General features: G+C 64.8%; 24 protein-coding genes. 21 read left to right on the top strand and 3 right to left on the bottom strand.

All coding sequences use genetic code 11. From position 1 onward, the window contains the following. Window positions 1–100: 100 nt before the first annotated feature. Window positions 101–1351, bottom strand: a complete 1251-nt coding sequence (locus MU582_13670; GenBank protein ID UPK73484.1) for a DUF4143 domain-containing protein — start codon at window positions 1349–1351, stop codon at window positions 101–103. A 162-nt stretch (window positions 1352–1513) separates the two neighbouring features. On the opposite strand from MU582_13670, the gene MU582_13665 reads away from it, so the two are divergent. Further along, the gene (locus tag MU582_13665; protein ID UPK73483.1) at window positions 1514–1984 is read left to right on the top strand and encodes a hypothetical protein; all 471 of its coding nucleotides are present in this window, start codon (window positions 1514–1516) and stop codon (window positions 1982–1984) included. On the opposite strand, the gene MU582_13660 is transcribed toward MU582_13665, so the two are convergent. Continuing rightward, entirely contained in the window at window positions 1974–2645 is a 672-nt protein-coding gene (locus tag MU582_13660; GenBank protein UPK73482.1) for an XRE family transcriptional regulator, read from the bottom strand. The genes MU582_13665 and MU582_13660 overlap by 11 nt on opposite strands. 144 nt (window positions 2646–2789) lie before the next feature. Here MU582_13660 and MU582_13655 point away from each other — a divergent pair, with 144 nt between their 5' ends. The 20 genes from MU582_13655 to MU582_13560 all read left to right on the top strand — a co-directional run bounded on the left by MU582_13655 (window position 2790) and on the right by MU582_13560 (window position 24645). After that, entirely contained in the window at window positions 2790–3899 is a 1110-nt protein-coding gene (locus tag MU582_13655; GenBank protein UPK73481.1) for a M28 family peptidase, read from the top strand. Then, a complete protein-coding gene (locus MU582_13650; GenBank protein UPK73480.1) occupies window positions 3896–4792 on the top strand; it encodes an ABC transporter permease in 897 nt (298 codons plus the stop codon). Before MU582_13655 ends, MU582_13650 begins: the two co-directional genes overlap by 4 nt. Further along, entirely contained in the window at window positions 4789–5589 is an 801-nt protein-coding gene (locus tag MU582_13645) for an ABC transporter permease (GenBank protein UPK73479.1), read from the top strand. Before MU582_13650 ends, MU582_13645 begins: the two co-directional genes overlap by 4 nt. Window positions 5590–5610: 21 nt before the next feature. Next, a complete protein-coding gene (locus tag MU582_13640; GenBank protein UPK73478.1) occupies window positions 5611–6675 on the top strand; it encodes an ABC transporter substrate-binding protein in 1065 nt (354 codons plus the stop codon). After that, window positions 6672–7790: an ABC transporter ATP-binding protein gene (locus tag MU582_13635; protein UPK73477.1), complete on the top strand. Its 1119-nt coding sequence runs from the start codon at window positions 6672–6674 to the stop codon at window positions 7788–7790. Before MU582_13640 ends, MU582_13635 begins: the two co-directional genes overlap by 4 nt. A gap of 349 nt (window positions 7791–8139) precedes the next feature. Further along, window positions 8140–10518 carry a hypothetical protein gene (locus tag MU582_13630; protein UPK73476.1) on the top strand — a complete coding sequence of 793 codons (2379 nt, stop codon included), beginning with the start codon at window positions 8140–8142 and terminating at the stop codon, window positions 10516–10518. 212 nt (window positions 10519–10730) lie between these two features. Beyond that, window positions 10731–11534, top strand: coding sequence for an IclR family transcriptional regulator (locus tag MU582_13625; protein ID UPK73475.1), 804 nt, complete (start codon window positions 10731–10733; stop codon window positions 11532–11534). Window positions 11535–11577: 43 nt separating this feature from the next. Beyond that, the gene (locus tag MU582_13620; protein ID UPK73474.1) at window positions 11578–12447 is read left to right on the top strand and encodes an ABC transporter permease; all 870 of its coding nucleotides are present in this window, start codon (window positions 11578–11580) and stop codon (window positions 12445–12447) included. 7 nt (window positions 12448–12454) lie between these two features. Next, window positions 12455–13267 (top strand): ATP-binding cassette domain-containing protein, encoded by an 813-nt coding sequence (locus tag MU582_13615; GenBank protein UPK73473.1) that lies wholly within the window; start codon window positions 12455–12457, stop codon window positions 13265–13267. After that, a complete protein-coding gene (locus MU582_13610) occupies window positions 13264–14094 on the top strand; it encodes an alpha/beta fold hydrolase (GenBank protein UPK73472.1) in 831 nt (276 codons plus the stop codon). Before MU582_13615 ends, MU582_13610 begins: the two co-directional genes overlap by 4 nt. A 1-nt stretch (window position 14095) precedes the next feature. Beyond that, the gene (locus MU582_13605; protein UPK73471.1) at window positions 14096–14608 is read left to right on the top strand and encodes a (2Fe-2S)-binding protein; all 513 of its coding nucleotides are present in this window, start codon (window positions 14096–14098) and stop codon (window positions 14606–14608) included. Next, a complete protein-coding gene (locus tag MU582_13600) occupies window positions 14605–17052 on the top strand; it encodes a xanthine dehydrogenase family protein molybdopterin-binding subunit (protein ID UPK73470.1) in 2448 nt (815 codons plus the stop codon). Before MU582_13605 ends, MU582_13600 begins: the two co-directional genes overlap by 4 nt. Next, window positions 17049–18059: an amidohydrolase family protein gene (locus MU582_13595; GenBank protein UPK73469.1), complete on the top strand. Its 1011-nt coding sequence runs from the start codon at window positions 17049–17051 to the stop codon at window positions 18057–18059. Before MU582_13600 ends, MU582_13595 begins: the two co-directional genes overlap by 4 nt. Next, on the top strand, window positions 18056–18958 hold the full coding sequence (locus tag MU582_13590) for a xanthine dehydrogenase family protein subunit M (GenBank protein ID UPK73468.1): 903 nt from the start codon (window positions 18056–18058) through the stop codon (window positions 18956–18958). The genes MU582_13595 and MU582_13590 overlap by 4 nt, the downstream gene beginning before the upstream one ends. Further along, window positions 18955–19293 carry an NIPSNAP family protein gene (locus tag MU582_13585; protein ID UPK73467.1) on the top strand — a complete coding sequence of 113 codons (339 nt, stop codon included), beginning with the start codon at window positions 18955–18957 and terminating at the stop codon, window positions 19291–19293. Before MU582_13590 ends, MU582_13585 begins: the two co-directional genes overlap by 4 nt. Beyond that, window positions 19290–20024 carry an SRPBCC family protein gene (locus MU582_13580; GenBank protein ID UPK73466.1) on the top strand — a complete coding sequence of 245 codons (735 nt, stop codon included), beginning with the start codon at window positions 19290–19292 and terminating at the stop codon, window positions 20022–20024. The genes MU582_13585 and MU582_13580 overlap by 4 nt, the downstream gene beginning before the upstream one ends. A gap of 155 nt (window positions 20025–20179) precedes the next feature. Further along, the gene (locus MU582_13575) at window positions 20180–21106 is read left to right on the top strand and encodes an ABC transporter substrate-binding protein (protein UPK73465.1); all 927 of its coding nucleotides are present in this window, start codon (window positions 20180–20182) and stop codon (window positions 21104–21106) included. A gap of 16 nt (window positions 21107–21122) precedes the next feature. Further along, window positions 21123–22304 carry an MFS transporter gene (locus MU582_13570; protein UPK73464.1) on the top strand — a complete coding sequence of 394 codons (1182 nt, stop codon included), beginning with the start codon at window positions 21123–21125 and terminating at the stop codon, window positions 22302–22304. Window positions 22305–22535: 231 nt separating this feature from the next. Continuing rightward, window positions 22536–22934 (top strand): nucleotide pyrophosphohydrolase, encoded by a 399-nt coding sequence (locus MU582_13565; protein UPK73463.1) that lies wholly within the window; start codon window positions 22536–22538, stop codon window positions 22932–22934. Continuing rightward, window positions 22921–24645, top strand: a complete 1725-nt coding sequence (locus MU582_13560; protein UPK73462.1) for a DUF2075 domain-containing protein — start codon at window positions 22921–22923, stop codon at window positions 24643–24645. Before MU582_13565 ends, MU582_13560 begins: the two co-directional genes overlap by 14 nt. Window positions 24646–24977: 332 nt before the next feature. On the opposite strand, the gene MU582_13555 is transcribed toward MU582_13560, so the two are convergent. Further along, the gene (locus tag MU582_13555) at window positions 24978–25595 is read right to left on the bottom strand and encodes a TetR/AcrR family transcriptional regulator (GenBank protein ID UPK73461.1); all 618 of its coding nucleotides are present in this window, start codon (window positions 25593–25595) and stop codon (window positions 24978–24980) included. Window positions 25596–25742 lie beyond the last annotated feature (147 nt).

The following is a 25742-nucleotide window of genomic DNA, read 5'->3' as shown; positions in this document are numbered from 1 at the left end:
CACGTTTCAGCCCCAAGTTCGCGGATTTCGGGGCTGAAACGTGCGGCTCAGCGGGGCTAGGTCGGCTGAGTTCGCCGATCCGTAATGCGCGCAGTCTGGTTCAGGGTCCCAGGGCCCCGATCGGTATCACCTGGACACCGTCATCGCGTCGACCCGCGTACCCGGTACCCGTGATGACGCCCAATGTCCTAGGTGCATTGTGCTTACTGACATCAATCGACGATGCAAACCGCAACAACGATGCGGCTGCCGCGTCGATGTCGCGTGGATTGAGCTTGATCTCGAAGGCCCCCCACTGGTCGCCGGGCAGACGAACAATGGCGTCGATCTCGTTACCGTTGGAATCGCGCCAGGTTTCGACGACTCCGCCCAACAGCTGCGTATAGATTCGCAGGTCGCGAACGACGAGGGCCTCGAAGTGGAAGCCCGCGGCCCGAGGCTCGGCTCTGAGATCAGCAGCGCTGACGTCGAGCGCAGCGGTACCGATCGACGGATCGACGAAGTAGCGCACGGGCGCGGTACGTAGCCGTGCGCGAGAACGCATATGGGGTCGCCATGCCTCCGAGTTGTCGGTCAGCATCAGCCGATCAAGTGCGGCCATGTACCCGTACAGCGTCTCGTTGGCAATGGCTCCGGACTCGCCGCCAACGTCCTTGGCGAGTTCGCTGAGTTTGACCGCCTGTCCGACGCCGCGGCCCAGCGCAGAGAGGAGGCGTTCGAGGTTTCGCGGATTACGACGGTGACCCATTCCTGGAACGTCGACTTCGACTACCTGCTTGAGGTACGACCGAAGCCACGTACGGGCGAAACTCTCGCCTTTACCTAGCAACTGTGGCCAACCGCCGACCACGATCCGCTGGAGAAGCTCTCCGTACTCGAGTGCTGTCCCGTCGCCCGTCTGCCGTTCGCCGTCGAGAAGATCGGTCAGTGATACTTCTCCGGTTGAGTGACCGGATTCGGCGAGGCTCATGGGTCGCATCCGTACAACGGCGAACCTGCCGGCGCCCGAATGTCTGTCGACGTCGTCGCGTGGCACTGCTGACCCCGTCAGGATGAACAGGCCGGGCTCGCCGCGGTCGTCGACCTGCCGGCGGGCACGGTTCCAGATGGTCGGCTCCAGCTGCCACTCATCGAATAGCACGGGAGTATCGCCGGCGAACAGCGCAGCGGGATCGAGCGCGACCAACGAACGTGCGGATTCATCTTCATCGAATCGGATGATCGTGTTTGCCGATTGTGATGCCGTGGCCGTCTTGCCGCATGCCTTGGGGCCCTCGATCAGTACTGCACCCATGACCAACATGTGCTCGGCCAGCTCGCGGTCGGTAATTCTGGGGACGTAACCTGCCATCGTATGAGTCTAGTGATTGCATTGCATGAAATCTAGTGATTGCATAGCTGTTGGTCGATCTCTTGCATAGTCAGCCGACCAGGTCGGCCGCTTCTTTTCGGGGTCGGCTACTTTGATGGGGCCCTCGCCGTCGGTGTCTCGAACTTCATCTGGATTCCGACGATGGGCGCTCTGTCGGACCGCCTTGGGCGGATGCCGGTGCTGTGCGTCTTCTCCAGCCTGGTCGCCTTGACCGGATACCCCGTCATGATGTGGCTGGTGGCCGACCCCAGCCTGCCGGGAATGCTCACAACGCTGCTGTGGTTGTCGTTCCTGTACGGCGGCTACCAAGGAGTGATGGTGGTGACGCTGACGGAGGTCATGCCCGCGAAGGTACGCGCAACCGGCTTCGCGCTCGCGTACAGCATCGCGCAGGCGATCTTCGGCGGATTCACTCCCGCCATCTGTACCTGGCTGATCTCGGCCTCGGGCGACAAGGCCATCCCGGGGCCTGTGGCTGTCTGCGTCCGCGCTCGTCGGGCTCGCCGGCGTCTACGGGGTGCGTCGCTTCGGGCTGCTTCGCCGGGCAGAACAGATCAGGACCGGGATGAGCGAGGATGCGCCGGTCTCGACGAGCTGAGCTTCACTCCGTGAGGTCAGGCGACTGTTGATCGGTGAGGGCGAGGATGACCGAATCGTTTGCCGAGTTCGCGATCGAGTCGGCGGGGTGACGCATGGCGAGCATCGCGCGTACGGGCTCTGTGCTCTCGCACGAGTACACATGCGGGCCGTCGGCGGCGAACGAGACGAAGTCACCTGCTTCGAGCACGACCGTCGAGTCCGTCGGTCCGACCTCGAGCGTGCCTTCGGTGACGAGGATGTTCTCGACTCCGGCGTGACCGTTGGAGATGTGCGGCTCGCCGGGGAGCGCCGTCATGTCGTACAGCTCGACGACGTCGAGTGTTCCGGACGTGAAGCGATGGACGAAGCGTAGGTCGAGGTTCGGCCTGGTGACGCGGGCACCTTGGTCCGCGCGTACGACCGTGACCGGCTGGCGGGTCGCGCCGTCGAGTAGCTCGGTGACCGGTACGCCCAAGGTCGCCGAGAGATTCTGCAGTGTGTCGAGGGTCGGGTTGCCCGTGCCGCGCTCGAGCCCCGACAGGGTCGCGAGCCCGATAGAGGCCGAGCGCGCGAGCTGCGCGCTCGACAGGTTGCGCAGTCGCCGCAATCGCCGGATGTTCGTCGCCAGCGTGATACGCGGCGTCGACGGCTCGGGGGGCGGTGGGTCTGCGCGTGGGCCGGTGGTCGATGCCAAGCGATGCTCCTCTTCGGGTTCCGAGGCGGTCCGAGTTTAAGTGCGTACGGACATCTTGACGGCCGTACGTTTCTATGAGTCACTATACCGAAAGTTCGATCGTTTTACCGAAGAGGTGTTGTCTTGGAAACCGTCGCTCGGATCATGCGGGAGCTCTCAGAGACCATCGGACCGCGGTTCTCCGCCAGTGATGGCGAGCACCGGGCAGCGGAGGTCTTGGCTCGGGAGTTCGACGCTGCGGGACTCGAGGTCGAGATGCAGCGGCTCGGCTTCATCGGGTGGGAGTCGAAGTCCAAGCCGGAGGTCGTACTGACGGCTCCGGAGGAGCGCACGCTTGCTTCGGCGCCGGTCGTCTACTCCGCCAGCGGCGACCGAGTGGAGGGTCGCGTCGTCAAGCACGGAACGCGGATCTTGATCGCGGGTCTGTACGAGATGCCGACCTTCGCGGTGCTCGACGACAACGACGATCCGGTCGCGTACCTCGTGATCAACAAGGGCGGCGACGCGATTCCTCTGATCAACCCCGAGGGCCTCTACCGGCGAGTGCAACTGGTCATCTCCGACGACGACGGAGCCGAGATCGCCAAGCTGCTCGACAACGGCGTCGAGGTGCGCGTACGCATGACGTTCGAGAGCGAACTCGACCCGGATGCGTACTCGTACAACGTGATCGGGCGTTACGTCGGCAACCCCGACTCGGACGAGCACATCGTCGTATGCGCCCACTACGACACGCAGATCGACTCCCCGGGTGCGTACGACAACGCGTCGGGCACCGCGGGCATGTTCGGGGTGCTGGAGCACATCAAGTTGCGCGGGCTCGCCGCCAATGTGACCTTCATCGGTATCGCCGGTGAAGAGGTCGGCATGTTCGGCTCGCACTATCTCGTCAACGATCTCGTCGAGCGCGAGAAGATCTCAGACGTCAAGTACTGCGTGTGTCTCGACCAGATCTCCGGCGGAGACTTCTTCTGGCTCTGGTGCACGGATCCCGAGCTGCGCCGCAAGGCGATGGACGCGATCGACGGATCGGGTGCGCCGTCGATGGCCGAGATCAAGGTCGATGACAACAAGCCGGGTGCCGATCACTGGGCGTTCCACGAACGTGGCGTGCCGGCATGTCTGCTGATGTGGTGGCGCCAGGCCGAGTACCACCGCTCGACCGACACCTTCGAGAAGGCCGACTTCGAGCGCGTGAAGGTCGCCGTCGACTCCGCGTCCGCACTCGTCGAAACGCTGGCCAAGGACCTATGAGCACCGCCGCCTTGGCGGACCGGACAGCTCCTCCGGATCCCACGCCGGGGGAGCGGTCGGTCCCCCGACGGCGGTCACATCGGCCCGCCGTCCTCCAGATCCTCCCGGCACTGCTGGTGTCGGCACTGCTGTTCGTCGCGCCCGTCATCCTGCTCGTCGCATCGAGCTTCCGTAACGGAGGCGCGAGCTATAGCGAGGTGTTCGGCGACTCGTACTACCTCGACGTCACCGTGACGACGCTGCGGATCTCACTCGTGGCGACCCTGGTGACCGTCGTCGTCGGGTACGCGACCGCGTACTGCGTGGCACGAGTGCTGCGGTCGAGCTGGTCGCGGCGGCTCATGCTGCTCCTGCTCGTGACCCCGATGTTCATCTCTGCGGTAGTTCGCTCGTTCGGTTGGCTCGTCATCCTCGGCAAGCAGGGCTTCGTCAACGACGCTGCGCGGGCATTGGGTCTCACCGAGGACGGGTTCACCTTGATCTACAACGAGACCGGCATCATTGTCGGCCTCGTCTACATCCTGCTTCCGTACGCGGCGCTGACGATCCTGTCTGTCTTCGAGGCCGCCGAGGAGCAGGTGGAACGCGCTGCGGCCGATCTCGGCGCCAACGCGTTCGAACGCTTCCGGCGAGTGACGCTGCCGCTCACGCTGCCCGGTGTGTACGCGGGCGGGCTGATGGTGTTCGCGCTCGCCTTCACCAGCTACGTCACGCCGGCCGTTCTGTCCGGCGGGCAGGTCACCGTGCTGTCGATGCTGATCTACGACCAGGTGCTGGTGGCATTCGACTGGGCGACCGCGGCCGTGCTGGCGGTGCTCATGCTCGTACTCAGCATCGTGGCGATCGCCGTCTATCTCAGGCTCGCCCGTCCGTCCACGGGAGCGAGCCGATGAGGTCGACTGGACCGGCAAGAGTGATCGGCGTTGCGGTGACGTTGTGCGTCGCGTCGTTCCTACTGCTGCCGATGGTGGTCCTGCTGGGGACAGCAGTCTCGGAGACCGAGTACCTCGCGTTCCCGCCGGAGGGCTTCACGCTGCATTGGATCGGTGACGTCCTGAGCGATCCCGAGTGGATGGGCGCGATCTGGGTCAGTACGAAGATCGCCGTGATCGCGACGATCGTGGCGGCGGCGGTTGCCGTGCCTGCGGCGCTGGCGTTGACCCGTTCGGAACTGCCGTTCCGCGGGCTCCTCGAGTCGATGCTGACGTTGCCGATGCTCGTACCCCAGATCGTGCTCGGCGTCGGGCTCATGCAGTGGCTGCTCGCCATCGGGATCGGCAAGACGCTGGCCGGTTTCGTACTGGCGCACGCCATGTTGGCATTGCCTTTCGTACTGCGAAGCGTGCTCGCTTCGTTGATCGCCGTGTCGATGACGTGCGAGAAGGCGGCAAGCGATCTCGGCGCCACGCCGTGGCAGCGGTTCTGGCGGGTGACCTTGCCGCTCATCCGGCCGGGCATCGGCGCGGGCTGCCTGTTCGGCTTCGGCATCAGCTACATCAACGTCGAGGTCAGCATGTTCTTGTCGACGCCGGAGTCGACGCCGCTTCCGGTGATGTTGCTCAACCACGTCTCGTACACGATCGATTCCCCCGTTGCCGCGGTCTCCACGCTGACCGTGCTGATCGCCTTCGCTGCGCTGCTGCTCCTGGATCGGGTCACCGGTCTCGAGCGGGTCGGCGCAACCCGTTAATACCCCCGAGGAGTAATGACGATGATCAAACGACTGGCCGGACTCGCCGTGGTCGCGAGTCTCACCGTGTCGGCGTGCAGCGCCGCCGAGCAGGCGGAGAAGCAGGCCGAATCCGGATCCGGTGACTCGGATGTGCTGACGGTGAGCATCTTCGGCGGCAGCTGGGGGACCGCCGTCGAAGACAATGTGATCAAGCCGTTCGAAGAGGAGCACGACGTCGAGATCCGGCCGGTCGAGAGTACGTCGACTGTGGCGCTCGGGAAGCTGCGTCAGGACTCAGGAGCCTTCGACGTCGCGCTTCTGGACTCGGGAGTTTCTGAGCTCGCCCGCGACGACGGTCTGGTGCAGACGATCCCGGAGGACGACCTCTCGAACCTCTCCGATCTGTCCGATCGCGCTGTACTTCGTGACGACGACGGGGTATGGGCAGTCACGATGGGCTTCTGGGCGCTAGGCATCGCGTACAACACCGAGGAGGTGGACGACCCGCCGAGCTCATGGTCGGACCTCTGGGACGAGAAGTACGCCGGCGCAGTGACCGTTCCGAGCCCGGACACGACCGGCGGTCTGCCGATGCTCATCCAGGCGGCGTCGATGACCGGTGGGAGTGAGAAGGACGTCGATCCCGGCTTCGAGAAGCTCGCCGAGCTCGACGTGGCGGCGTACTTCGACTCGTCGGGAACCGCATCGAACCTCATCCAGTCGGGTGAGGCGATCATCGGCGCGCACTACAACCCCGGTGCGTGGCCGATGACCGACCAGGGGCTCCCGATCGAGTGGGTGGCTCCGAAGGAGGGTGCGCTCGCGGCCGACAGCCGCTGGCACATCGCCGATGGCGCGTCGAACCCTGAGCTTGCGCGCGAGTTCATCGACTTCGCCTCGAGCACGGATGCTCAAGCAGCCATCGCCGAAGACCTCTACGTCGCACCGGCGAACACGAAGGTGGAGCTGTCCGACGAGGCACAGGAGCGCATGCCGTACGGAGCCGACGGATCGCTGTCGGACCTGCAGTTCAGTGATTGGAACGAGATCAATAAGCATCGCTCGGACTGGACCAAGGAGTGGAACAAGGTGGTGGCCCGGTGACGACCGAACAGGTGGTGGAGACCGTGCCCGAGGAGCGTACGTCTGACACGGTGGCCGTAGACATTCGCGGCGTACGCAAGGTCTATGGCGACAACGCGGCCGTCGACGGCGTCGACCTGACGGTCGCCGGCGGCGAGTTCCTCACGCTGCTGGGTCCGAGCGGTTGTGGCAAGACGACACTGCTGTCGATGCTGGCCGGGTTCATCGACGCCGACGAGGGTTCGATCTCCGTCTACGGTGAGGACATGACGCGAGTGCCTCCGCATCGGCGGCCGGTCAACACGGTGTTTCAGGACTACGCGCTGTTCCCGCATCTCAATGTGGTCGACAACGTGGCGTTCGGACTGCGTATGGAGTCGGTCCCGAAGCGCAAGGCGAGGGAACGCGCTCTGGAAGCGCTGGCGATGGTCGATCTCGAGAGCCATGCCCAGCTGCGCGTCGGCGCGCTCTCGGGTGGACAGAAGCAGCGGGCAACGCTTGCGCGTGCGCTCATCAAGCAGCCGAAGGTGCTGCTGCTCGATGAGCCGTTCGCGGCGCTGGACCTGCGGCTGCGACGTCGGATGCAGCTCGAGCTGCGTTCGCTGCATCGCCAACAGGACACGACGTTCGTCTTCGTGACCCACGACCAGGAGGAAGCAGCGACCCTTTCCGACCGGATCGCCGTCTTGAAGGACGGCCGTATCGAGCAGACCGGTACACCCGAGGAGATCTACGACGAACCGCAGACGCGCTTCGTCGCCGGCTTCATCGGTGAGTCGAACGTCCTCGATGCGACCGTCGACAAGGACGGGCGTGTCGATGTCGACGACGTCGGCGTCGTACCTGCTCCCGCTGCGAACCAGTCGAGCGTGGCGGGTACGCGAGTGGCGTACGCACTGCGACCCGAACGCATCCGTCTGGTGAAGCCGCATCGCGACGCATCCGACGAGGGAGTCGAGGTGGGCTGTGTCGTAGAGGAGGTCATTCGCGTCGGCGAGACCGTCAAGGTCATCGTGCGTACATCGTGCGGCGTTCGGCTCAACGCATCGATGAGCGCATCTGCGGAACGCGTCTCGATCGGCGATGAGGTCGCCGCAACCTGGCATGCCGAGGACGGGCGCGTGCTCGCGGACTGACAATTCTCGATTCGGCTGCGAAGCGCGCTCGAGCGGCGTACGCTGCGGACGTTGCCGGGCCCTGTCGGTCCGGAGCGGGCCGAGGATCGGGGGATGTCATGGCCGACACGTCAGCACGTGTCGCGCATGCCCGGCACCGCTTTGTCCAGTACCGGCGATCCGCTCCTGCGGGTGACGTCGCCGTTGTACCGCTACGAGGCAATCTCTACCTGTCCGCTGCGGACGCGATCACTCGGGGAAGCAGGAGCGGGCCGTTCTCGACCGCCGTGGACGACGTGCCCTACCAGGGCGCTTCGGTGGTCTCCGTCAGGGAGCCCACGCCGTAGCCAACAAATCAGGGGGAATCATCATGAGTACGCGCAGCGTTCCGTTGTTCGCCGCAGTTGCCGGCATCGCTTTGTCTGGTTCGACCTTCGTACCTGCCGACGCCGCGGAGGAAGCGGTCTCGTCGGGTGAGCGCGACGGCTGGGTAGAGGTCGACTCGAACGACATCGACAACACTGTCGAGGCCCACGCTCTCGATGACGGAACGCTCGTGGCGGTCGGCGAGTCGTCGATGCACGTACGCCGACCGCGAGCGCAGCTGTGGAAGGCGAGACTCTCCACGGAGCGGTGCAGTGTCGAGGCTTCTCGGACGAGCCACAACACCGTGTTCGTCTCCTTGCACTGTTGGGACAAGTTCGACTCGTGGAACGAAGTCCGTGCCTGGACCGCAAGCTCCGGTTGGTCTTCGGGCGGTCGAGTAGCGAAGCTGCGTGCGTCGTGGGCCGGATACGGCGGCGCGGGCGGCGTTGCCCGCCGGATGCGTACCGTGACGGGGAAGTGGCGAACCTTGCCCAAGTTGCCGTTCGAACCCGTTGCCATGGCCGGCACACGCAAGCGCCACGTACTGGCGGTGGGCAACGTCAAGGGCCGGTTGAAGCTGAGCCGATGGCGTTCCGGCCACGGCTGGTCGAAGCCGCAGGCAGTCGCCAAAGCGAAGGCCGCCAAGTCGGCCCAGCTCGCTGTGACTGGCCGGCGTGGAGACGTCGCCGTGCTGGTCGATGGCGCGACGTATGTTCGCAACGCCACGACCAAGGCGTGGACGAAGACGCCCATTCGGCCGCCGAATCAGCGACGGATCGTCGCGCAGCGGATGCTCGTGACAGGTGCCAAGAGATTCGCCGTTGTCTGGCAGGAGAGTGAGCAAACGGAGCCCGGGTCGTACCGCCAGCGGATCCGGGTACGCGACGTGACCGCCGGCAAGGCCGGCGGACCGATCGAGACCGTCGACACGGTCGACGAGGACGGCAGCCAGGTCCTCGACCCGGAGAACGCGGGATGGCTCGACGCCGACGCGACGTCCGACGGTGCGGTCGTGCTCGGCTATACGGTGTTCGGTGACCGGGTCCGCGAGGCGGCGCTGCAGGTACGCGACACCGAAGGCGCGTGGTCGGGGCGTAGCTCCCTCAGCATCGACGAAGCCGCTCGGTCGCGGGTTGCGACGAACTCCCGCGGCTGCATGGTCGGTCTCGCCGACATCGGTCCGGGCATCGATGCCACCGCGAGTCCCGTGTGTGCCGTCGCGCATCCGACACCGACCGACGAGCGTACGCAGCTCGACCGCCCGACGGCGATCACCGGCGCGTACGACGGCTACGTGCGCTCCATCGACTCCGCGACAACGCCCGATCGCACGCGGCACCTGGCGTTCACGACGACGAAGGCTCCGGACAGCGGTAGCGTGAAGCGGATCTATCTGACGACACGAGCCGACGACGGTACGAACGGCCCGGTGAGCGAACTGACCGATCCGTCGGATACTTACGATTCGTGCCAGTTCACCGACCCGCCAACCACCGTGGGGGAGAGCGCGTACGTCGCCTACGTGTGCGGCAAGCCGTACCACGACGACTCGAGTGCGACTTACGAACTGGTGTGGTCTCCGGCGAGCGGTTGGTCGGATCCGCGGCCGTCGGAGTCGTGGCAGGTCATCGGTGCGTATCGAGGCAAGGTGCTGGTCGAGACCCTGGACTACGACTACGCGCTCGTCGACGTAGCGACGGGGGAGCGCACGACGTTCCCGTCGCCGCCGATGGAGTACGCGGAGCTCACGGTCGAAGACGACGAGGTGCTCGCGACCACCGACGACTCGTACGCGACGTACGATCCGGCGACGGGCTGGTCCGGCGCGCATCCGTCACCGCTCGCCGACGCGAATGTGACCGACTGGGCGTACGACGGCGGCACGCTGCTCGCAGGGGATTACTCCGGCTACCGGATCCTGCGCCCAGGGGAGGACTGGACCCCGGAGCACAAGGTGCATGGCGACTACCCCGAGCTGCAGGTCCTCTCGGACGGGAACGTGGTCGCAATGGATCAGGTCGACTGCACGCGCGGCCAGCTGGTCCGGCTACGTCGGATCGACCTCGCGACCGGCGATGTGAGCACCTCCTCGACCGACACCGCGTGTGCACCCGCCGACCAGTGGGCGTCGCACCTGTACACGCAGACCGGTGAGGACGGCGACCTCTACGCGCGCACGTCGTCGCCGTACTTCCATTACGACAACGTGTACTACTTGCCTTCTGTTGAAGGTGATTGGTCGTCCGCGTACGCGGACGACGAAGTCGCTACGGGCTTCGCAGGCGAGGTGTCTGCCAGCGGTGATCGTGAGTTCGACGTCACGTCGACACCGGTGCCGTACCTCGGCAAGACGGGATTGGCGGTCTGGGACTTCGGGCAGTGACCTCGGGCCGCGTGGCCTCTGATCATGGCACTGCCCGGGTGAAGTCTGCCCGCTTCAACCAATTCGTCGGGGGATTGGCGTCTGAGGATCCACAGTCATCTCGCCTTCTCTAGGAGGACGGCGTCGGTGCGTACCCCTCGTACCGCTGACCCCGTCTCACATTTCGTCTGCAGTCGTTGACACTGAAACGATGATCCATTTAGATTCCAGAAATGGAACAGCGATCCAAAACCAATGTCACCGATCGAACCCTCAACATCCTCGAGGGGTTGGCACGGTCCGGCTCGTCGCTGAGCTTCAAGGAGCTGTGCGAGATCGACGACACTCCGAAGGCGACGATGAACCGTCTCCTCCGGACCCTCATGGATCGCGGGTACGTCACGCGCGACAACGTGAGTCGCTACTCAGCGGGCGTGCGCTGCTTCGAGCTGGGGAGCATGTGGGCGCAGAATCTCGACGTACGCGCCGTTGCGAGTCCGCATCTGGCCAAGCTCAATGAGGCTTCGATGGAGACTGTGCATCTCGGCGTGTACGAGAGCGGCGACGTCGTTTACATCGACCGACTGGAGAGCCCGCAACAGGTCATCGCCAAGTCGTACGTCGGACGCCGTTGCCCGGCTACCTGTGTGGCGACCGGTCGTGTACTGCTCGCGTACAGCGAGCACGCGGAGATTGCCAGAGTCCTGGGTGAGCCGCTCCCACGTTTCACCGATCGCTCCATCGTCGACCCCGACGAGCTCGCCGAGCTGCTTGCGCAGGTCCGCGTCGACGGTTACGGCGTCAACCGCTGCAGCTACCGCGACGAGGTCAGCGGAATCGCCGCACCCGTACGCGACCACACCGGAAGCGTGGTTGCGTCGGTGGGGCTCTGCATGCCCGATCACCGTTTCTCCGCCGATCGATTCGACGACCTGCGCGAGCTGACCCTCGACGCGGCCGTTGAGATCTCGCGTGCGTTAGGCGGTCCGTCCGACGTCGTCACCGCCGACGCGTCGGTCGCACAGCCCGCTGGTTGAAACCGGCGCCGAACTCTTGCAACGACCACTTTGAGGAATCGATATGTCCGCATCCGAAGCCATGGCTGACGCTGTCCCGAAGACCGCCAAGGAGCCTGTCTGGAAGCGTTTCGCCGACCTGAAGATCGTCGTCCTGATCGCGGCCTTCCTCGTTGTGTGGAAGATCGCGGCGACGGTGGTCGGAGGCTACAACGTCCCGCAGATCTCCGAGGTCACGTCACGCATGTGGGAGACAATCACGACCGAGGAGGGGCTGACGAACCTCTTCACGACACTCGCACGAGTGGGCTTCGGGCTCGTCTGCTCCTTCATCGTCGGTACCGCTATCGGCCTGCTCACCGGCGCGAACCGGCCGGCCGCCGGGTACCTGCTACCCATCGTGCGCTTCATCCAGGGCGTTCCGTCCCTGTCTTGGGTGATCATCGCCGTCATCTGGTTCATCGACGTCGAGACTCGCGTCTTCTTCGTCATGCTGCTCGTGACGCTGCCCGGCTTCGTCCTCCAGACGTACGACTCCTACCGTGCGATTCCCGCGGAGCTGCGCGATATGGCGCGGTCGTTCCGGCCGTCGCGGTGGGCGCTGTTCCGCGAGGTGACCTTCCCGTCGATCACCCCCGGCCTGTTCACCGCGTGGAAGGTCAACCTGGGCCTCGGCATCCGCATGGTGCTGATCGCCGAGCTGGTCGGCGCCACCGTTGGCGTCGGCTCGCAGCTGCTCACGGCTCAGCAGCTGTTCGATATGGCGTCCGTCGTCTCGTGGACCTTACTGCTGGCGATCTGCATGTTGATCCTGCAGGCCGTGATCGACGGCGTCGAAGCGTACGTCCTGCGCTACCGCGCCGTACCCATGCCGGCGGCGAACCGCCAGTCGACGGCGAGCGCACCCGCACCCCAGACCGTGAATGCGAAGTGAGGCAGCTATGAGTGCCAGCACATCAGTCGGTGGCAACATCATCGAGTTCGACCAGGTACAGAAGTCCTTCCCGGGTCATCAGGCGATCAGCAACCTCGATTTCAGCATCGCGCGCAACGAGATCGTCTCGGTCGTCGGAGTCACGGGTTGTGGCAAGTCGACGATGTTCAACCTGACCCTCGGGCTGTTCGCCCCTACGCAGGGCACGGTGCGCGTACAAGGCCACGATCCGTACGCCGAGTTCGACTGGTTCCGACAGAAGGTCGCCGTGGTCTTCCAGGACGCGCGTCTGCTCCCGTGGCGCACGGCACTGCAGAACGTCTGCGTCGGAATGAAGTTCGCCGGGGTGGAGAAGTCGGAGTGGGAGCCGCGCGCACGCGACTGGCTCGCCAGGCTCGGTCTCGAGGGGCGCGAGAGTTCGTACCCCCACCAGTTGTCGGGAGGGCAGCGCCAGCGTGTGTCGCTGGCGCGGGCGTTCGCCGTTGATCCCGAGCTGATCCTGTGCGACGAGTCGTTCTCGGCGCTCGACGAGATCACGGCCAAGAACCTCCGCGCAGAGTTCGTCGAGCTCGTACGCAGCGGCGGCAAAACAGGGGTCGTGATCACGCACAACATCGGTGAGGCACTCTCGCTGGGCAACCGCGTGCTCGTGCTCCGCGCGCCCGGCCACCTCTCCGACGATGTGACCATCCCCGCCGATGCGTCGGACGCCGATCGAGAGGCCTTGCGTACAAGGATCTTGGCAGCGATGGAGCCGGTAGCAGAAACCCCGGCCGCACCGAGCGACGTCCTCACGAGCGCAGGTAGGTCTGCCTCGTGACCCTCAGAGACACGGGCGGTTCGACCGAGTACGCGCTTGCCTATCGCGAGTACGGAGAGCCGGCCCAGCCGACAATGGTGCTCTTGCACAGCCTCGGCACCGACGGGCGGATGTGGCACGACTGCATCGACGCCTTCGTGACGGCACACCGCGTGATCGTGCCGGATTGTCGTGGACACGGCCTGTCCGACCCGTCACCAGAGGCGTCGGTGGAGCACTGGGTCGACGACCTTCATCGCCTCCTGCAGAAGATCGACGGCTACCCGGTGCTGCTCGTCGGCGTCTCCTTGGGCGGCATCCAGGCGATTGCCTTTGCCGCCAAGCATCCGTCGCTCGTTGCCGGACTTGTCGTTGCGGATAGCTTCGCATCGCTGCCGCGCGACATCTCCGAGGCGAAGATCCGTACGCTCGTCGATCGCGCCAGCGCGGCGCCGATGCCCGTGGTGGCAGATGAGTACGTCGCTGACACCTTCGAGGAGCCGATTCCGGCCGGTGCCGAGTCGGTACGCCGAGCGATCGCCGAGATGGACGCAGCGAGCTACATCGCCGCCGTACGCGCCTGCTTCGGGGTCGACATCGACGATCAACTCGCAAAGGTCGAAGCACCGACGCTCGTGCTGTGGGGTGATCGCGACAACAAGACTCCGCGCCCGCTCTCGGAGAAGATCGTCGACGGAATTGCCCAGGCGGAGTTCCGGATCGTGCCCGACTCCGGGCACCTGTCAAACGTCGACAACCCCACGGCCTTCGCGCGATTCGTCTCCAGCTTCAGCAGAGATCGCCGTGAAGGGCGACCAGAAACACCGCAACCGGCAGAAGAGGTCTGACATGGCCCACCAATGTGAAATAGCCGTCGAGGTGAACGGCGAACAGCGCCCTGCTTGCGTACCTGCCCGTACGAGCCTGGCCGACTTCCTTCGAGACGACCTCGGCCTGACCGGCACCCACCTCGGGTGCGAGCACGGAGTGTGCGGGGCCTGCACCGTCTTGCTGAACGGACAACCGGTGCGTTCGTGCATCATGCTCGCTGCGCAGGCCGACGGGCAGGCGATCACCACCATCGAGGGCGCGTCGGGACCGGACGGCGAGCTCACCGACGTACAGGACGCCTTCTGTCGTACGCATGCTTTGCAATGCGGCTTCTGTACGCCCGGCATGGTGCTCGCGGTCCAAGCGCTCGTCGATCAGAATGCGCAGCCTTCGCGGGAGGAGATCGACGACGCGATCGGAGGCAACATCTGCCGCTGCACGGGCTATGTGCAGATCCGCGAGGCTGTTGAGCAGGTGGTCGCGAGCCAGACCGACGAAAGCGCCCTCAGCGTGGATGGTGTCGGCCGATGACCGCACCAACAGAGACTCCGAACGCAGCAGCCTCGAACGAGGCGGCCGACCATACGTACCTCTCGAAACCGTCGCGCGTACGCGAGGACCGCCGGTTCGTGACCGGCAAGGGACGATACGTCGCGGACATTACGCCGCCGGAAACCGTGCATGTCGGGCTCGTGACGAGCCCGTTCCCGCACGCCCGAATCGTCAGCATCGATGTCGAGCAGGCACTGGAATTGCCCGGTGTCGTGACGGTGCTCACCGGTGCAGAGCTGGCGAAGTCCACCGAAGCACTGCGGCAGTATCTCGACGTACCCGAGGTCCAATGGCGACCGTTGGCCGTCGAGTCGACACGGTACGCAGGGGAGTGGGTCGCCGCGGTCGTCGCCACCTCACGTGCAGTCGCCGAAGATGGCGCAGAGCTCGTCGACGTCGACTACGAACCGCTTCCGTTCATCCTCGACCCCGAGCGCGCCGCACAGCCGGACGCGCCGCTCGTCCACCCGACCCACGGCACGAACGTCATGGCGAAGCGGGAGTTCGCGTGGGGGCCGGTCGACGAGAACCGCGAACGCTCGACGTCGTCGGTTTCGGTGCGTACACGCTGGAACCGCAACTCCACCGTGCCGTTGGAAACCTTCGGCGTCGTCGCGTCGTGGGACCCGCATCGCGAGGTGCTCGACGTGTGGGCGTCGATCCAGATGCCGCAGTTCCCCGACCAGGTCGCCGATGCGCTCCGGATCCCCACAAACCAAGTACGCGTGCACTTCGACGTCGATGTAGGCGGCAGTTACGGCGTCAAACGCGGCATCAAGCACGGTGTGCTCGCCGGGTTCCTCGCGCGCAAGCTCGGCGTACCCGTGAAGCTGATCGAGGACCGCAGCGAGAACATGCACGGCGGGGACTTTCACGGACCCGACCGGGTGTTCGAGGTCGAGCTCGCGTACACCGGCGACGGAGAGTTCACCCACATCCGCATCGACGTACTCGACGACGAGGGCGCGTACCCGGGTCGATCGCCGCTGCAGCTGGCGAAGCCGATCGGAGCGATCGTCGGTCCGTACCGCATCACCAGCGCTGAGTACAACGCAACGGCGGTCACGACCAACAAGACGGGCCAGGTAGCCGTACGCGGGTTCGGACAGTCGCCGACCAACTATGCGATCGAGGCGGCCGTCGATGCGGTGGCGCGCGAATTGGGCATGGACCGGATGGAGCTGCGACGCCGCAACTTCATCCAGGCCGACGAGTTCCCGTACCGCATCCCCAGCGGCACCGAGTACGACTCGGGCGACTACGCCGCCGTCTTGGATCGCGCGATCGAGCTCTCTGAGCTGCCTGCCCTGGCTGAGGAGCGCGACTCGCTGCGGAAGAGCGGAAGGCTTGCGGGCATCGGTGTTGCCGCGTGTCTCGAGCCGGGTGGCGGCAACGCGATCTTCGAGAACATCATGAACCCGAAGAACGACAAGTCCACCTTTCCCGAGGCCTGCCGGATCCGGGTCGACGGGGCGGGCGCGGTCACGGCGATCATCTCCATCTCGTCGGCCGGTCAGGCGCACGAGACGATGGTCGCCACTCTTGTCGGCGAGGAGCTCGGGGTACACCCAGAGCAGGTCGCGGTCGTGCGCGCGGACTCGTTGTCCGGGTTCCCGTCGCAGAGCCCGGTCGGTAGCCGGATGACGATTGTGCTCGGCCGTGCGATCCATGGAGCGGCGCACGAGTTGAAGGACAAGCTCTGCGAGATCGGCGCGCGGACGCTCGGTCTGGCGCGGGCCGAGGTCGAGTATCGGGACCGCTCCGTGGTCGCCGTCGCTGACCCCGACCGTTCGCTCGGGTGGGACGAGCTCGTGGCGATCGCGCACCGCAAACAGCACCTGATGCCTCCGGGAATGCAACCCGGGCTGGAAGTTGTCCACGTTGCGCATACGCCGCGCTCCGGCACGTTGACCGCGCCGGACGGCACAGTGCAGCTCTATCCGTGCTACTCGTTCGAGGTTCACGTAGTTCTCGCCGAGATCGACCCGCGTACGGCGAAAGTCGACCTGCTGCGGTACTTCATCGCCCACGACTGCGGCACCGTCGTCAATCCCGATGTCGTACGCGGAATGGTGTACGGCGGCACCGCGCACGGAATCGGTGTCGCGCTGTACGAGCAGTTCGCGTTCAACGACGACGGCCAGCCGCTGACGCAGTCGTTCATGGACTACCTGCTTCCCAGCGCCCATGAGGTGCCCGACATCGTCGACGCCGAGCAGTGCACGCCGTCGCCATTCACATCCCATGGCCAGAAGGGTGTTGGCGAAGCCGGCTACATGGGTGCACCGGCAGCAGTGGCCGGCGCGGTCAACGATGCGCTGACCGCACACAGCGCCGCGCCCATCCACTCCCTGCCCATCAAACCGAGCGACATCTGGACCGAGCTACAGGCGGTCCGCAACGAATCGAAGGACCGCCCGTGACCGACTCCTCTACGCACGCAAGCAATGCCGTCATCGACGTACACGCTCACCTGGTGCCGACCGACCTGCTCACCGACCTCGTCGGCGGTCACGGTCGCTTTCCGAACATCGACGTGACGCCACACGAGTCCACGTACCGGGTGGCGTTCAATGGTGGGGCGCCGACGCGTCCTGTCGCGCCGGGGCTGTCGGATCTCGCACGTCGCACCGACTGGCTCGACGAGCACGGCATCGACCTGCAGGTCGTCGGCGGCTGGCTCGACATCTTCGGCTACCAACTCCCGGCCGACGAAGGCGCTGAGTGGTCGTCGGTGCTCACCGGCGGGCTGCGCGCGGCCGCCGCCAACGATGAACGACTTGTCGTGCTCGGCACGGTTCCGTTACAGGCGCCGGAACGCGCCGCCGAGCTACTTCGCCTACACCACAAGGCGGGTCTGCCTGGCGCGATGGTGGCGACCCGTGCTGCCGGTCGTGATCTCGACGACTCGGCGTACGCGCCGTTCTGGGAGGCGGCCGATGAGACCGGATCCGTCATCTTCCTGCATCCGGGATTCGGCGGAGCCGGCGAGCGGTATCACGATTTCGGCCTGGTCAACGGCCTGGCGCGACTCGAAGACACGACCGTGACGCTCGCCCGGCTGCTGTACGCGGGACTACCCGCGAAGTACCCGAACGCGAAGATCCTGGTGGCACATGCGGGTGCGGCGCTGCCGTACGTCCTCGGCCGGTTGGTGCAGAACCACGCGGTCAACCCGGACTCCACCGCAGACCCGCTGGAGTCGTTCGCCCGGCTCTACTTCGACTCGGTGGTCTTCGACTCCGATGCGCTGCAGTTCCTGCTCGGCAAGGTCGGCGCGCAGAAGGTGCTGCTCGGCTCCGATTACCCGTTCCCGATCGGTGACCTCAAGCCGCGCAATGTCATCGAGGCCGCGGGTCTGGACGCTGAGACCCGCGTACAGGTCGAAGGCGGTAATGCTCGCGAGCTCTTCCTCGGGGGGCTGAGATGAAGCCGGTCGACTTCGACTTGCACCGGCCGACGACCGTGGCTGAGGCGACTGCCCTGCTTGCGAAGTACGGCGACGAGAGCAAGGTGCTGGCCGGCGGCCAGAGCCTCATCCCGCTGCTCAACTTCCGGCTTGCCCGACCGGAGCACCTGATCGATCTGAGTCGGATTGCGTCACTGACGACCGTGCACCGGAGCGTCGATGAACTTTCGATCGGTGCGATGGTCACGTACGACAGTGCGCATCGGTCGGCTGCCGTACGCGAGTCAGCACCGCTGATCGCCGAAGCTCTGCCACACATCGCGCATCGTGCGATCCGCGCTCGGGGAACACTCGGAGGCAGCGTCGCCCACGCCGACCCTGCTGCCGAGATGCCCGCGGTGATTCGAGCACTCGACGCCGTAGTGGTCGTCGCGGGTCCGCAAGGCCGCAGGGAGATCGACGCTGCCGACTTCTTCGTCGCCAACCTGGTAACGGCCCTTCGCGACGATGAGATGCTAGTAGAGCTCAAGGTGAAGCCCGCTCCCGCGCGTACCGGTGCTGCATTCGACGAGGTCGCTCGCCGCCGCGGCGACTTCGCACTTGTCGGCGCGGGAGCACAGATCACGCTGGCCGCCGACGGCACCGTCGAGCAGGCCCGCATCTGCCTCACCGGTGTCGAGCGTACGCCGCACCGTGCGGAGAGCGCCGAATCGCTGCTTCTCGGACAGCGCCCGGACGTACGCACGATCGAGGCCGCTGCCGAGCGCGCTCAGGTAGGTATCGAGCCGACCGGCGACCTGCACGCGACCGCCGAGTATCGGCGGGATGTAGCCGGCGCACTTGTCGAGCGCGTCGTCACCGAGGCGCTCGACCGCGCCGCCGAGTCCATGTCCCCATCCCTACAGGAGAAGTCCGCATGATCTATGAGCTTCGCGAGTACGTCGCAACCGATGGCGCCGAGACTAAGGTGCATGATCGGTTCCGCGACGCAACCCTGCCGCTGTTCGAACGTCACGGACTGAACGTCGTCGGATTCTGGACCGACGAATCCGATCCGACCCGCATCCTCTATCTGCTCAGCTTCGCGGACAGCGACGCTCAGGCATCAGCGTGGCAAGGCTTCCAGCAGGATGCAGAGTGGAAGACGGCGAAGGCCGAGTCGGAGAAGGACGGTCCGATCGTCGAGTCGATGACGAGCCGAAACCTCCAGCCGGTTTCGTACTGGGCGGCCGATGATGAGAAGGCGTCACGATGATCGAACTCCACCACCAGTTCCGCGTCTCCTTGCCGGTCGAAGACACCTGGAACTTGCTTCTCGACCTGCCGAAGGTCGCCAAGTGCCTGCCGGGTGCGCATCTGGACGACGTCGTCGAGGGGGAGTACCGCGGCGGCCTGTCGACTCGGATCGGACCGATCAGCGCGAAGTACCGCGGCGTTGCGTCGTTCCGTGAGCGTGACGAGGTCGGCCGCCGGGCCGTGATCGAGGCGCGCGGGAGCGAGGAGAAGGGGAGCGGTTCTGCCAGTGCGCTCATCACAGCCTCGCTCAAGCCCGAGGGCGAGCAGACACTGGTCGATGTGTCGACCGAGCTGGCGATCAGCGGTCGCGCGGCGCAGTTCGGTCGGAGCCTGCTCAGCGAGGTCAGCGACTCACTGGTCAAGGAGTTCGTCAATCGACTCGAGACCATGATCGAGCAGGGTGCGAGTAGTGCTGCGGAGGCGACGCCATCCGCAGGCCCGCAGACGGTCGGTACGCCGCAGGCTTCGGCGGCCGACGCAGGGTCGAGCGAGCAGCTCGACGTCATGCGCACGATCGCGCTGCCATTGCTTCGACGTGCCGCCGTGCCGGGTGCAGTGGCGCTCGTGACCGGCGTCGTCGGCGTACTCATCGGTCGACGCAGCCGCGGCCGTACGAGCCGGATCGGACACATCCCAGTGACCTACGTACTGCCGTATCCGACCGAACGGTCAACACCAATCGGGGGCTGAATCCATTGGTAACCCGGTGGTCGTCGAATCCGGCGACCACCATGCACAGAAGTGAGGACACCGTGCCCCGCAACCCACTCAGATATCTCGCCAGGCTTCAATCTCGCAAGCATCGTGCCCCCGCCGTCGTGGGCGCACTGGCGCTGGTGTCGGCGATGAGCCTGACCGCCTGCTCGGGATCGGATGCGACCGAGGTCAAGGTCGTCGCGTTCCAGGCGCCGTCGCTAGGCGCCTTCCTGCCTGCGGTCATCGAGGACCAGAAACTCGATGAGGACAACGACATCAACATGACCTTCACGTACGCGACGCCGGACAACTACAACACCGAGTTCGGTGCCGGACACTACGACGTCGGTGCGAGCGCGGCGCTGCTCTCGGAAGGTCTTCGTACGGAACGCGACTCCGATGTGACGTACCTGTTCAACCTGTTCGACTTCTACGGGACGGTTGTCACGCAGGAGTCCGACATCAAGGCGCTCCCCGACCTCGACGGCAAGACGCTTGCCGCGGCCACGGGTACGACGAACTACGCGATGTTCCAGTGGTTCGCGGAGAAGGCCGGATTGTCTCTCGACAACGTCGAGACGCAGAACCAGACGACCGCTGGTCTCTCGACGATGGCGCAGACGGGGCGTACGGACGCCACTCAGCTGTGGGAGCCCGCGTACTCGACGCTGGTGGAGAAGAACTCCGACATCGAGACGGTCGATCTGGACGACCAGAAGTGGAGCACGGAGTTCGGCACCGATGAGATCCCGTACCTCGGGGTGGCGGCGCAGTCCGACTGGGCCGAGGACCATCCCGACGAGGTGCAGGCGATGTACGACACGTACAAGGCCGCAGCCGACTGGACCATGGAGAACCCCGAGGAAGCCTCGGAGATCATCGCCGCCGAGATCCCCGATGGTGACGCGGGCGTGATCCAGGACCTGATCGAGAACAACGACGAACGCTTGCGCATGAATGTCGTTCCGGCGAGCGAGGTGTCCGACGGGATCGCCTCGGTGTTCAAGGCGGGCCAGGAGACCGGCTACCTGAAGAAGACCCCGCCGGACTCGGTCATCTACGACGGTCTGAAGTGACCCGGCCACACCGGTCGTGAAGTCGAGGCAGCCGGCGTCCTGGTTCATCGCGGCCTACCTGGCCATGGCCATGGGCGTCGGCCCCTTGACGCACTACGCACTCGCGGCGCTCGGTCCGCTGGTCGTCGACGACCTCGAGCTGTCCGTCGGTCAGTACGGGCAGCTTTGGTTGGTCGTATTCGCCGCGGCGAGCCTGGCGACCACGGCTGGCGGCTGGCTCGCCGACCGGATCGGACTGCGCGGCCTGTTCGTCGCGACCTTTGCGGTCTCCGGCGTCGCGACTCTGGGCGCAGCCATCACTCCCGGACTGACGGTGTTGTTGGTGGCCCTCGTACTGTCGGGCGTCGCGCAGGCACTGGCCAATCCGGCGACCAACCGCTACCTGCTCGAACGGGTAGACGTACGTCGACGCGGGTCGATCCTTGGCATCAAGCAGTCCGGCGTACAGGCAAGTCAGCTGATGGCGGGACTCCTGCTGCCTCCGCTCGCGGTTTGGTGGGGATGGCGCAACGCGCTCGCCGTGTGCTGTGTCGTTGCCATCGTCGGGATTCTCGCGACCGTGCCAACGACGAGTGGCTCTGATAGCCGCCGCGTGGTCGCGCCCTCCGGCTCTGGGCCACCGACTTTGGCTGTCGCCTGGCTGTTCGCGTACGCCTTCGCAGCGGGTGCTGTCGCTCAGGCGACGAACGTCTACCTACCCCTGTACGCCCACGTGAAGCTCGGCCTCTCCGCCTCCGATGCCGGGCTGGTTGTCGCCGTGCTTGGCGGTGTCGGCGTGATCGCGAGGTTCCTGTGGGGCAGGGGCGTGCAGGACGTGAGCGACCTTCGTACGCCCATGAGCTGGCTGTCCGTGATCACGGTCTTAGCACTGGTCGCCATCGTGCTGACCGAGCACATCGGCACCTGGCTCGTGTGGCCGGCCGCCGGGCTGTTCGGCTTCAGTGCCCTTGCCGCCAACGTGCTCGTGATGGTCGCCGTCCTCAACGCCACCCCCGCGGACTCGATCGGGCGCGCCACGGGTCGGGTGTCACTCGGCCTCTTCCTGGGCTTCATGTGCGGCCCGCCGGCAGCGGGCTTCGTCGTCGAACACTTCAGCTACCCAGCCATGTGGCTGGTGCTGATGGCGATAGGCCTGCTCGCAACCGTCATCCCGCTCGCGTGGAAAGCGAAGACCCCACAACTGGTCGCTGCGTCCTAGCACCTTCTCGTCGTTTCCGGCGATGTGGGTGACGTGCAGATCCGCTCGCCCAGCCGAACGGTCTGAGACTTGTGTGTTCGTTTGTGACCGTAATCGGCCGCATCAGAGCGACGCGTTGGGTCAACGGTCCCGGGTCGTAAGCCCGCCACAGCGACGTGCTCGGTTGTAAACATCGCGTGTCTGAGAACACGCCGGACGCCGCAGGTGTGATGAAGCCGGCGTCCTGACGGCGTGACGCTTGCGATCTGTGTGGAAGTGTCTGATAGACACGACCGAAACGAGTTCCGGATCGGAGGCGTTTCGGTGGGGAAGAACGCGGACGAGGTTGACCAGCAGTTGCGGGCCTTTGTCGCAGAACGAGAGTGGACACAGTTCCACACGCCCGGGAACCTCGCAAAGAGCATCGTCATTGAGGCCGGCGAACTCTTGGAGTGCTTCCAGTGGAGCGACGACGCTCCCGGCGCTCGAGTCGTGGACGAGCTGGCGGATGTCCTTACGTACTGTCTTCTACTTGCCGCACGCCTCGGTGTCGACCCTGACCAGATCGTGCTCGACAAGCTCGCTGTGACGCGAGAGAAGTATCCGGTCGAGAAGGCTCGTGGCAGGAGCACGAAGTATGACGACCTTTAGAGTCGAGAGATTCGAGTTCGCACGCGAGCTGATCGTGCGTCTTCCGGAGCAGGACCGCAGGTATGCGAACTGGCCGGTCGTCTACATCCTCGATGGTGAGGAGAAGGTCTACGTCGGCGAGTCCCTCAACGTCGTTGCGCGGTTGCGCCAACACCTCGAGTCGCCATCCAAAGCTGCACTGGATCGTACGATGGTGGTTCTCGATAGGACGTTCAATAAGTCAGTCTGCCTCGACCTCGAGTCGTACCTGATCCGTCTCCTCTCGGGCGACGGGCGTTACCAGGTGCTGAACGGAAACGAGGGCATCACCGACGCCGACTATTACGGGCGCGATGCCTATCGCGAAACGTTCGAGGAGATCTTCGAAGCACTGCGCGGGAGCGACGTATTCACTCGGTCGAGGCGCGACATCGTCAATGACGACCTCTTCAAGCTATCTCCGTTCAAGGCACTCACACCGGACCAAGCGACGGCGGTCGAAGACATCCTGGATGGTCTGTTCGAGGACCTGCGCACGGGTTCGTCGAGCCGGATCGTTATACAGGGCGAGCCCGGCACAGGCAAGACGGTAGTCGCGATCTATCTCATGAAGCTGCTCTCGGACATCGTGGCAGCCAACGTGCGCCCGCCGGTCGACGAGATCGCGGGTGACTCACCGCTGTCGGAGTTCTTCCTGGAAGGATATCGAGATCTGGTCGAGGGATTTCGCTTCGGCCTCGTCGTACCGCAGCAGTCACTGCGGACGTCGATCAAACGGGTGTTCAAACAGACCCCAGGGCTGGACGCAAACATGGTCCTCACCCCGTTCCAGGTCGGAGCGAGCAAAGAAGGATTCGATCTGCTCATCGTCGACGAGACGCATCGACTCAAGCAGCGAGCAAATCAGTCGTCCGGAATCAGGAATCGACAGTTCGGCGATATCAATCGAGCTCTGTTTGGGACTGACGATCCGGAGTTGACCCAACTCGACTGGGTCGAGCAGCAGAGCACCCATCAACTCTTCCTTGTCGATGCTGCACAGGCTGTACGCCCTGCCGACCTTCCTCTCCGGGCGATCGAGACGCTCACACGTGACGCTGAACTACAGGACCGGCGGTATCCACTCACCTCGCAGATGCGCGTCGGCGCCGGAAGCGACTACGTGTCCTACGTGCGGAGCGTCCTGTCGCCGAACCCACCCGTACCGCGTCAGTTTGACGGTTACGACCTGCGCCATTTCGAGGATCTTGGCGCGATGCGTGCCGCAATACGTCAGCGGGACGACGAGGTCGGGCTTGCCCGCCTGGTCGCCGGGTACGCATGGCCTTGGCGGAGCCGTATCGACAAAACGGCATACGACCTTGAGTTTGACGGTGTCCAGTTGCGATGGAACTCCGCCGAGGTCGATTGGGTGAACTCACCGAATGCGCCCGACGAAGTCGGATCCATCCATACGATTCAGGGGTACGACCTCAACTATGCGGGAGTCATAGTCGGCAACGATCTGCGTTTCGACCCCATCACTCGGCGACTCCGCTTTGATCGGAGCGAGTACTTCGACACGAAGGGGATGGAGAACAACCGAAAACGCAACCTGACGTACAGCGACGACGACGTGCTGACCTTCGTCCGAAACATCTACGCCGTTCTTCTCACCCGCGGAATGCTTGGCACGTACATCTACGTGTGCGACCCGCCGTTGCGGGCGTACCTCAAGCAGTTCTTTCGCTGATGCAATCGCGTTCTGCGTTGCGTGTCGGGCGCCGTCGCAGACCGTGGTCATCGGCTAGGAACCCGGAGACAGGCACTTGGAGTGTCGTCCGTGCTGTTGGACCTCAGAACTGCGGCGACGAAGATCAAGCCTAGGTGCGACAGGGCCCGTCAGATGTCCGCTTGTTGTGTTGACGGGCACTGGCATGGAGATTGCCATCGAAGTTGCGGCGCCGTTTCGCTGACGCTGATGAGATCAGCTCGCAATGACAATTTGTGTTCCATCAAGAACCTAATTTGTAAACAGGCTCACGGTGAGATCCAGCCCGCGACCGGCGCCCCGCGCACTGTCGCTCAGGGCACTAGCAGTTGCAGCAGCCGCCTGCTGTGCTGCTCGACGGCGTCAAGGGCCGCCAGATCGCCTGCCAGAAAGGCCACGAGCGACTGCTCGAACATCCCGTCATACATCGCGTACGCGAGCGCGGGGTGTACGGAGACCTCTGACTCCGCGAGCTCGGCGTAGCGGGTGACGATCCGCCAGATCATCTGCTCCAGCAGGTGATCGATCTCCTGGATGACGGGTGTGAGCTCTGCGTCGAACATGCTCTGGTTGCGCAGGTCGTACCAGAGGCGGTGCATCGAGGCGTCGTCGCGGAGGGTTCCGGCCAAGGCCGGACAGAAACGACTCATCAGCTCGTCGGCTGTCTGCGAGGTCTCGACGATCTCGTCGTAGTGGGTCGCGCAGTCGGTCTTGTACTGGCGTACGCAGTGCTGGATGAGGTCGTTCTTGTCGCGAAAGTAGTAGTGCAGGACTCCGTGGGAGAAGTCGGAGTTCTCGGCGATGTCGCGCAGACCGGTGTTGGCGTAGCCACGCTCGGCGAGTGTCTTGAGCGCAGACTCGGCGAGCTGGTCGCGGCGTGCACCGAACTTGTCGGTGGCGGCCTTCTCGACCCGCTCGCTGTACGTGACCACTGCCGGAACCCCTTCGTCTGCTAGTCGAGAGTGTATTCGCCGATCGAGCGCCCGTTGCTTCAGATGCTCGCCAATCGATTGGACGATCGTCAAGTTTTCTCTTGTCAACTGTCCAAAATTCTGGTCTGCTGTGACTCTGGTCATATT

It is taken from the genome of Nocardioidaceae bacterium SCSIO 66511 (genome assembly GCA_023100825.1).
Lineage (GTDB): Bacteria > Actinomycetota > Actinomycetes > Propionibacteriales > Nocardioidaceae > Solicola.
The sequence above is the reverse complement of the archived record's forward strand: the minus strand, read 5'-3'. Positions and strand labels throughout refer to the sequence as shown.

What these genes read in the sequence shown, in the direction of transcription:
- MU582_13645 (UPK73479.1), top strand. Translation starts at nt 4,789, where the DNA reads ATGAGGTCGACTGGACCGGCAAGAGTGATCGGCGTTGCGGTGACGTTG.
- MU582_13670 (UPK73484.1), bottom strand. Translation starts at nt 1,351, where the DNA reads ATGGCAGGTTACGTCCCCAGAATTACCGACCGCGAGCTGGCCGAGCAC.
- MU582_13630 (UPK73476.1), top strand. Translation starts at nt 8,140, where the DNA reads ATGAGTACGCGCAGCGTTCCGTTGTTCGCCGCAGTTGCCGGCATCGCT.
- MU582_13600 (UPK73470.1), top strand. Translation starts at nt 14,605, where the DNA reads ATGACCGCACCAACAGAGACTCCGAACGCAGCAGCCTCGAACGAGGCG.
- MU582_13605 (UPK73471.1), top strand. Translation starts at nt 14,096, where the DNA reads ATGGCCCACCAATGTGAAATAGCCGTCGAGGTGAACGGCGAACAGCGC.
- MU582_13655 (UPK73481.1), top strand. Translation starts at nt 2,790, where the DNA reads ATGCGGGAGCTCTCAGAGACCATCGGACCGCGGTTCTCCGCCAGTGAT.
- MU582_13640 (UPK73478.1), top strand. Translation starts at nt 5,611, where the DNA reads ATGATCAAACGACTGGCCGGACTCGCCGTGGTCGCGAGTCTCACCGTG.
- MU582_13575 (UPK73465.1), top strand. Translation starts at nt 20,180, where the DNA reads ATGAGCCTGACCGCCTGCTCGGGATCGGATGCGACCGAGGTCAAGGTC.
- MU582_13665 (UPK73483.1), top strand. Translation starts at nt 1,514, where the DNA reads ATGGGCGCTCTGTCGGACCGCCTTGGGCGGATGCCGGTGCTGTGCGTC.
- MU582_13650 (UPK73480.1), top strand. Translation starts at nt 3,896, where the DNA reads ATGAGCACCGCCGCCTTGGCGGACCGGACAGCTCCTCCGGATCCCACG.
- MU582_13625 (UPK73475.1), top strand. Translation starts at nt 10,731, where the DNA reads ATGGAACAGCGATCCAAAACCAATGTCACCGATCGAACCCTCAACATC.
- MU582_13585 (UPK73467.1), top strand. Translation starts at nt 18,955, where the DNA reads ATGATCTATGAGCTTCGCGAGTACGTCGCAACCGATGGCGCCGAGACT.
- MU582_13590 (UPK73468.1), top strand. Translation starts at nt 18,056, where the DNA reads ATGAAGCCGGTCGACTTCGACTTGCACCGGCCGACGACCGTGGCTGAG.
- MU582_13620 (UPK73474.1), top strand. Translation starts at nt 11,578, where the DNA reads ATGTCCGCATCCGAAGCCATGGCTGACGCTGTCCCGAAGACCGCCAAG.
- MU582_13560 (UPK73462.1), top strand. Translation starts at nt 22,921, where the DNA reads ATGACGACCTTTAGAGTCGAGAGATTCGAGTTCGCACGCGAGCTGATC.
- MU582_13615 (UPK73473.1), top strand. Translation starts at nt 12,455, where the DNA reads ATGAGTGCCAGCACATCAGTCGGTGGCAACATCATCGAGTTCGACCAG.
- MU582_13580 (UPK73466.1), top strand. Translation starts at nt 19,290, where the DNA reads ATGATCGAACTCCACCACCAGTTCCGCGTCTCCTTGCCGGTCGAAGAC.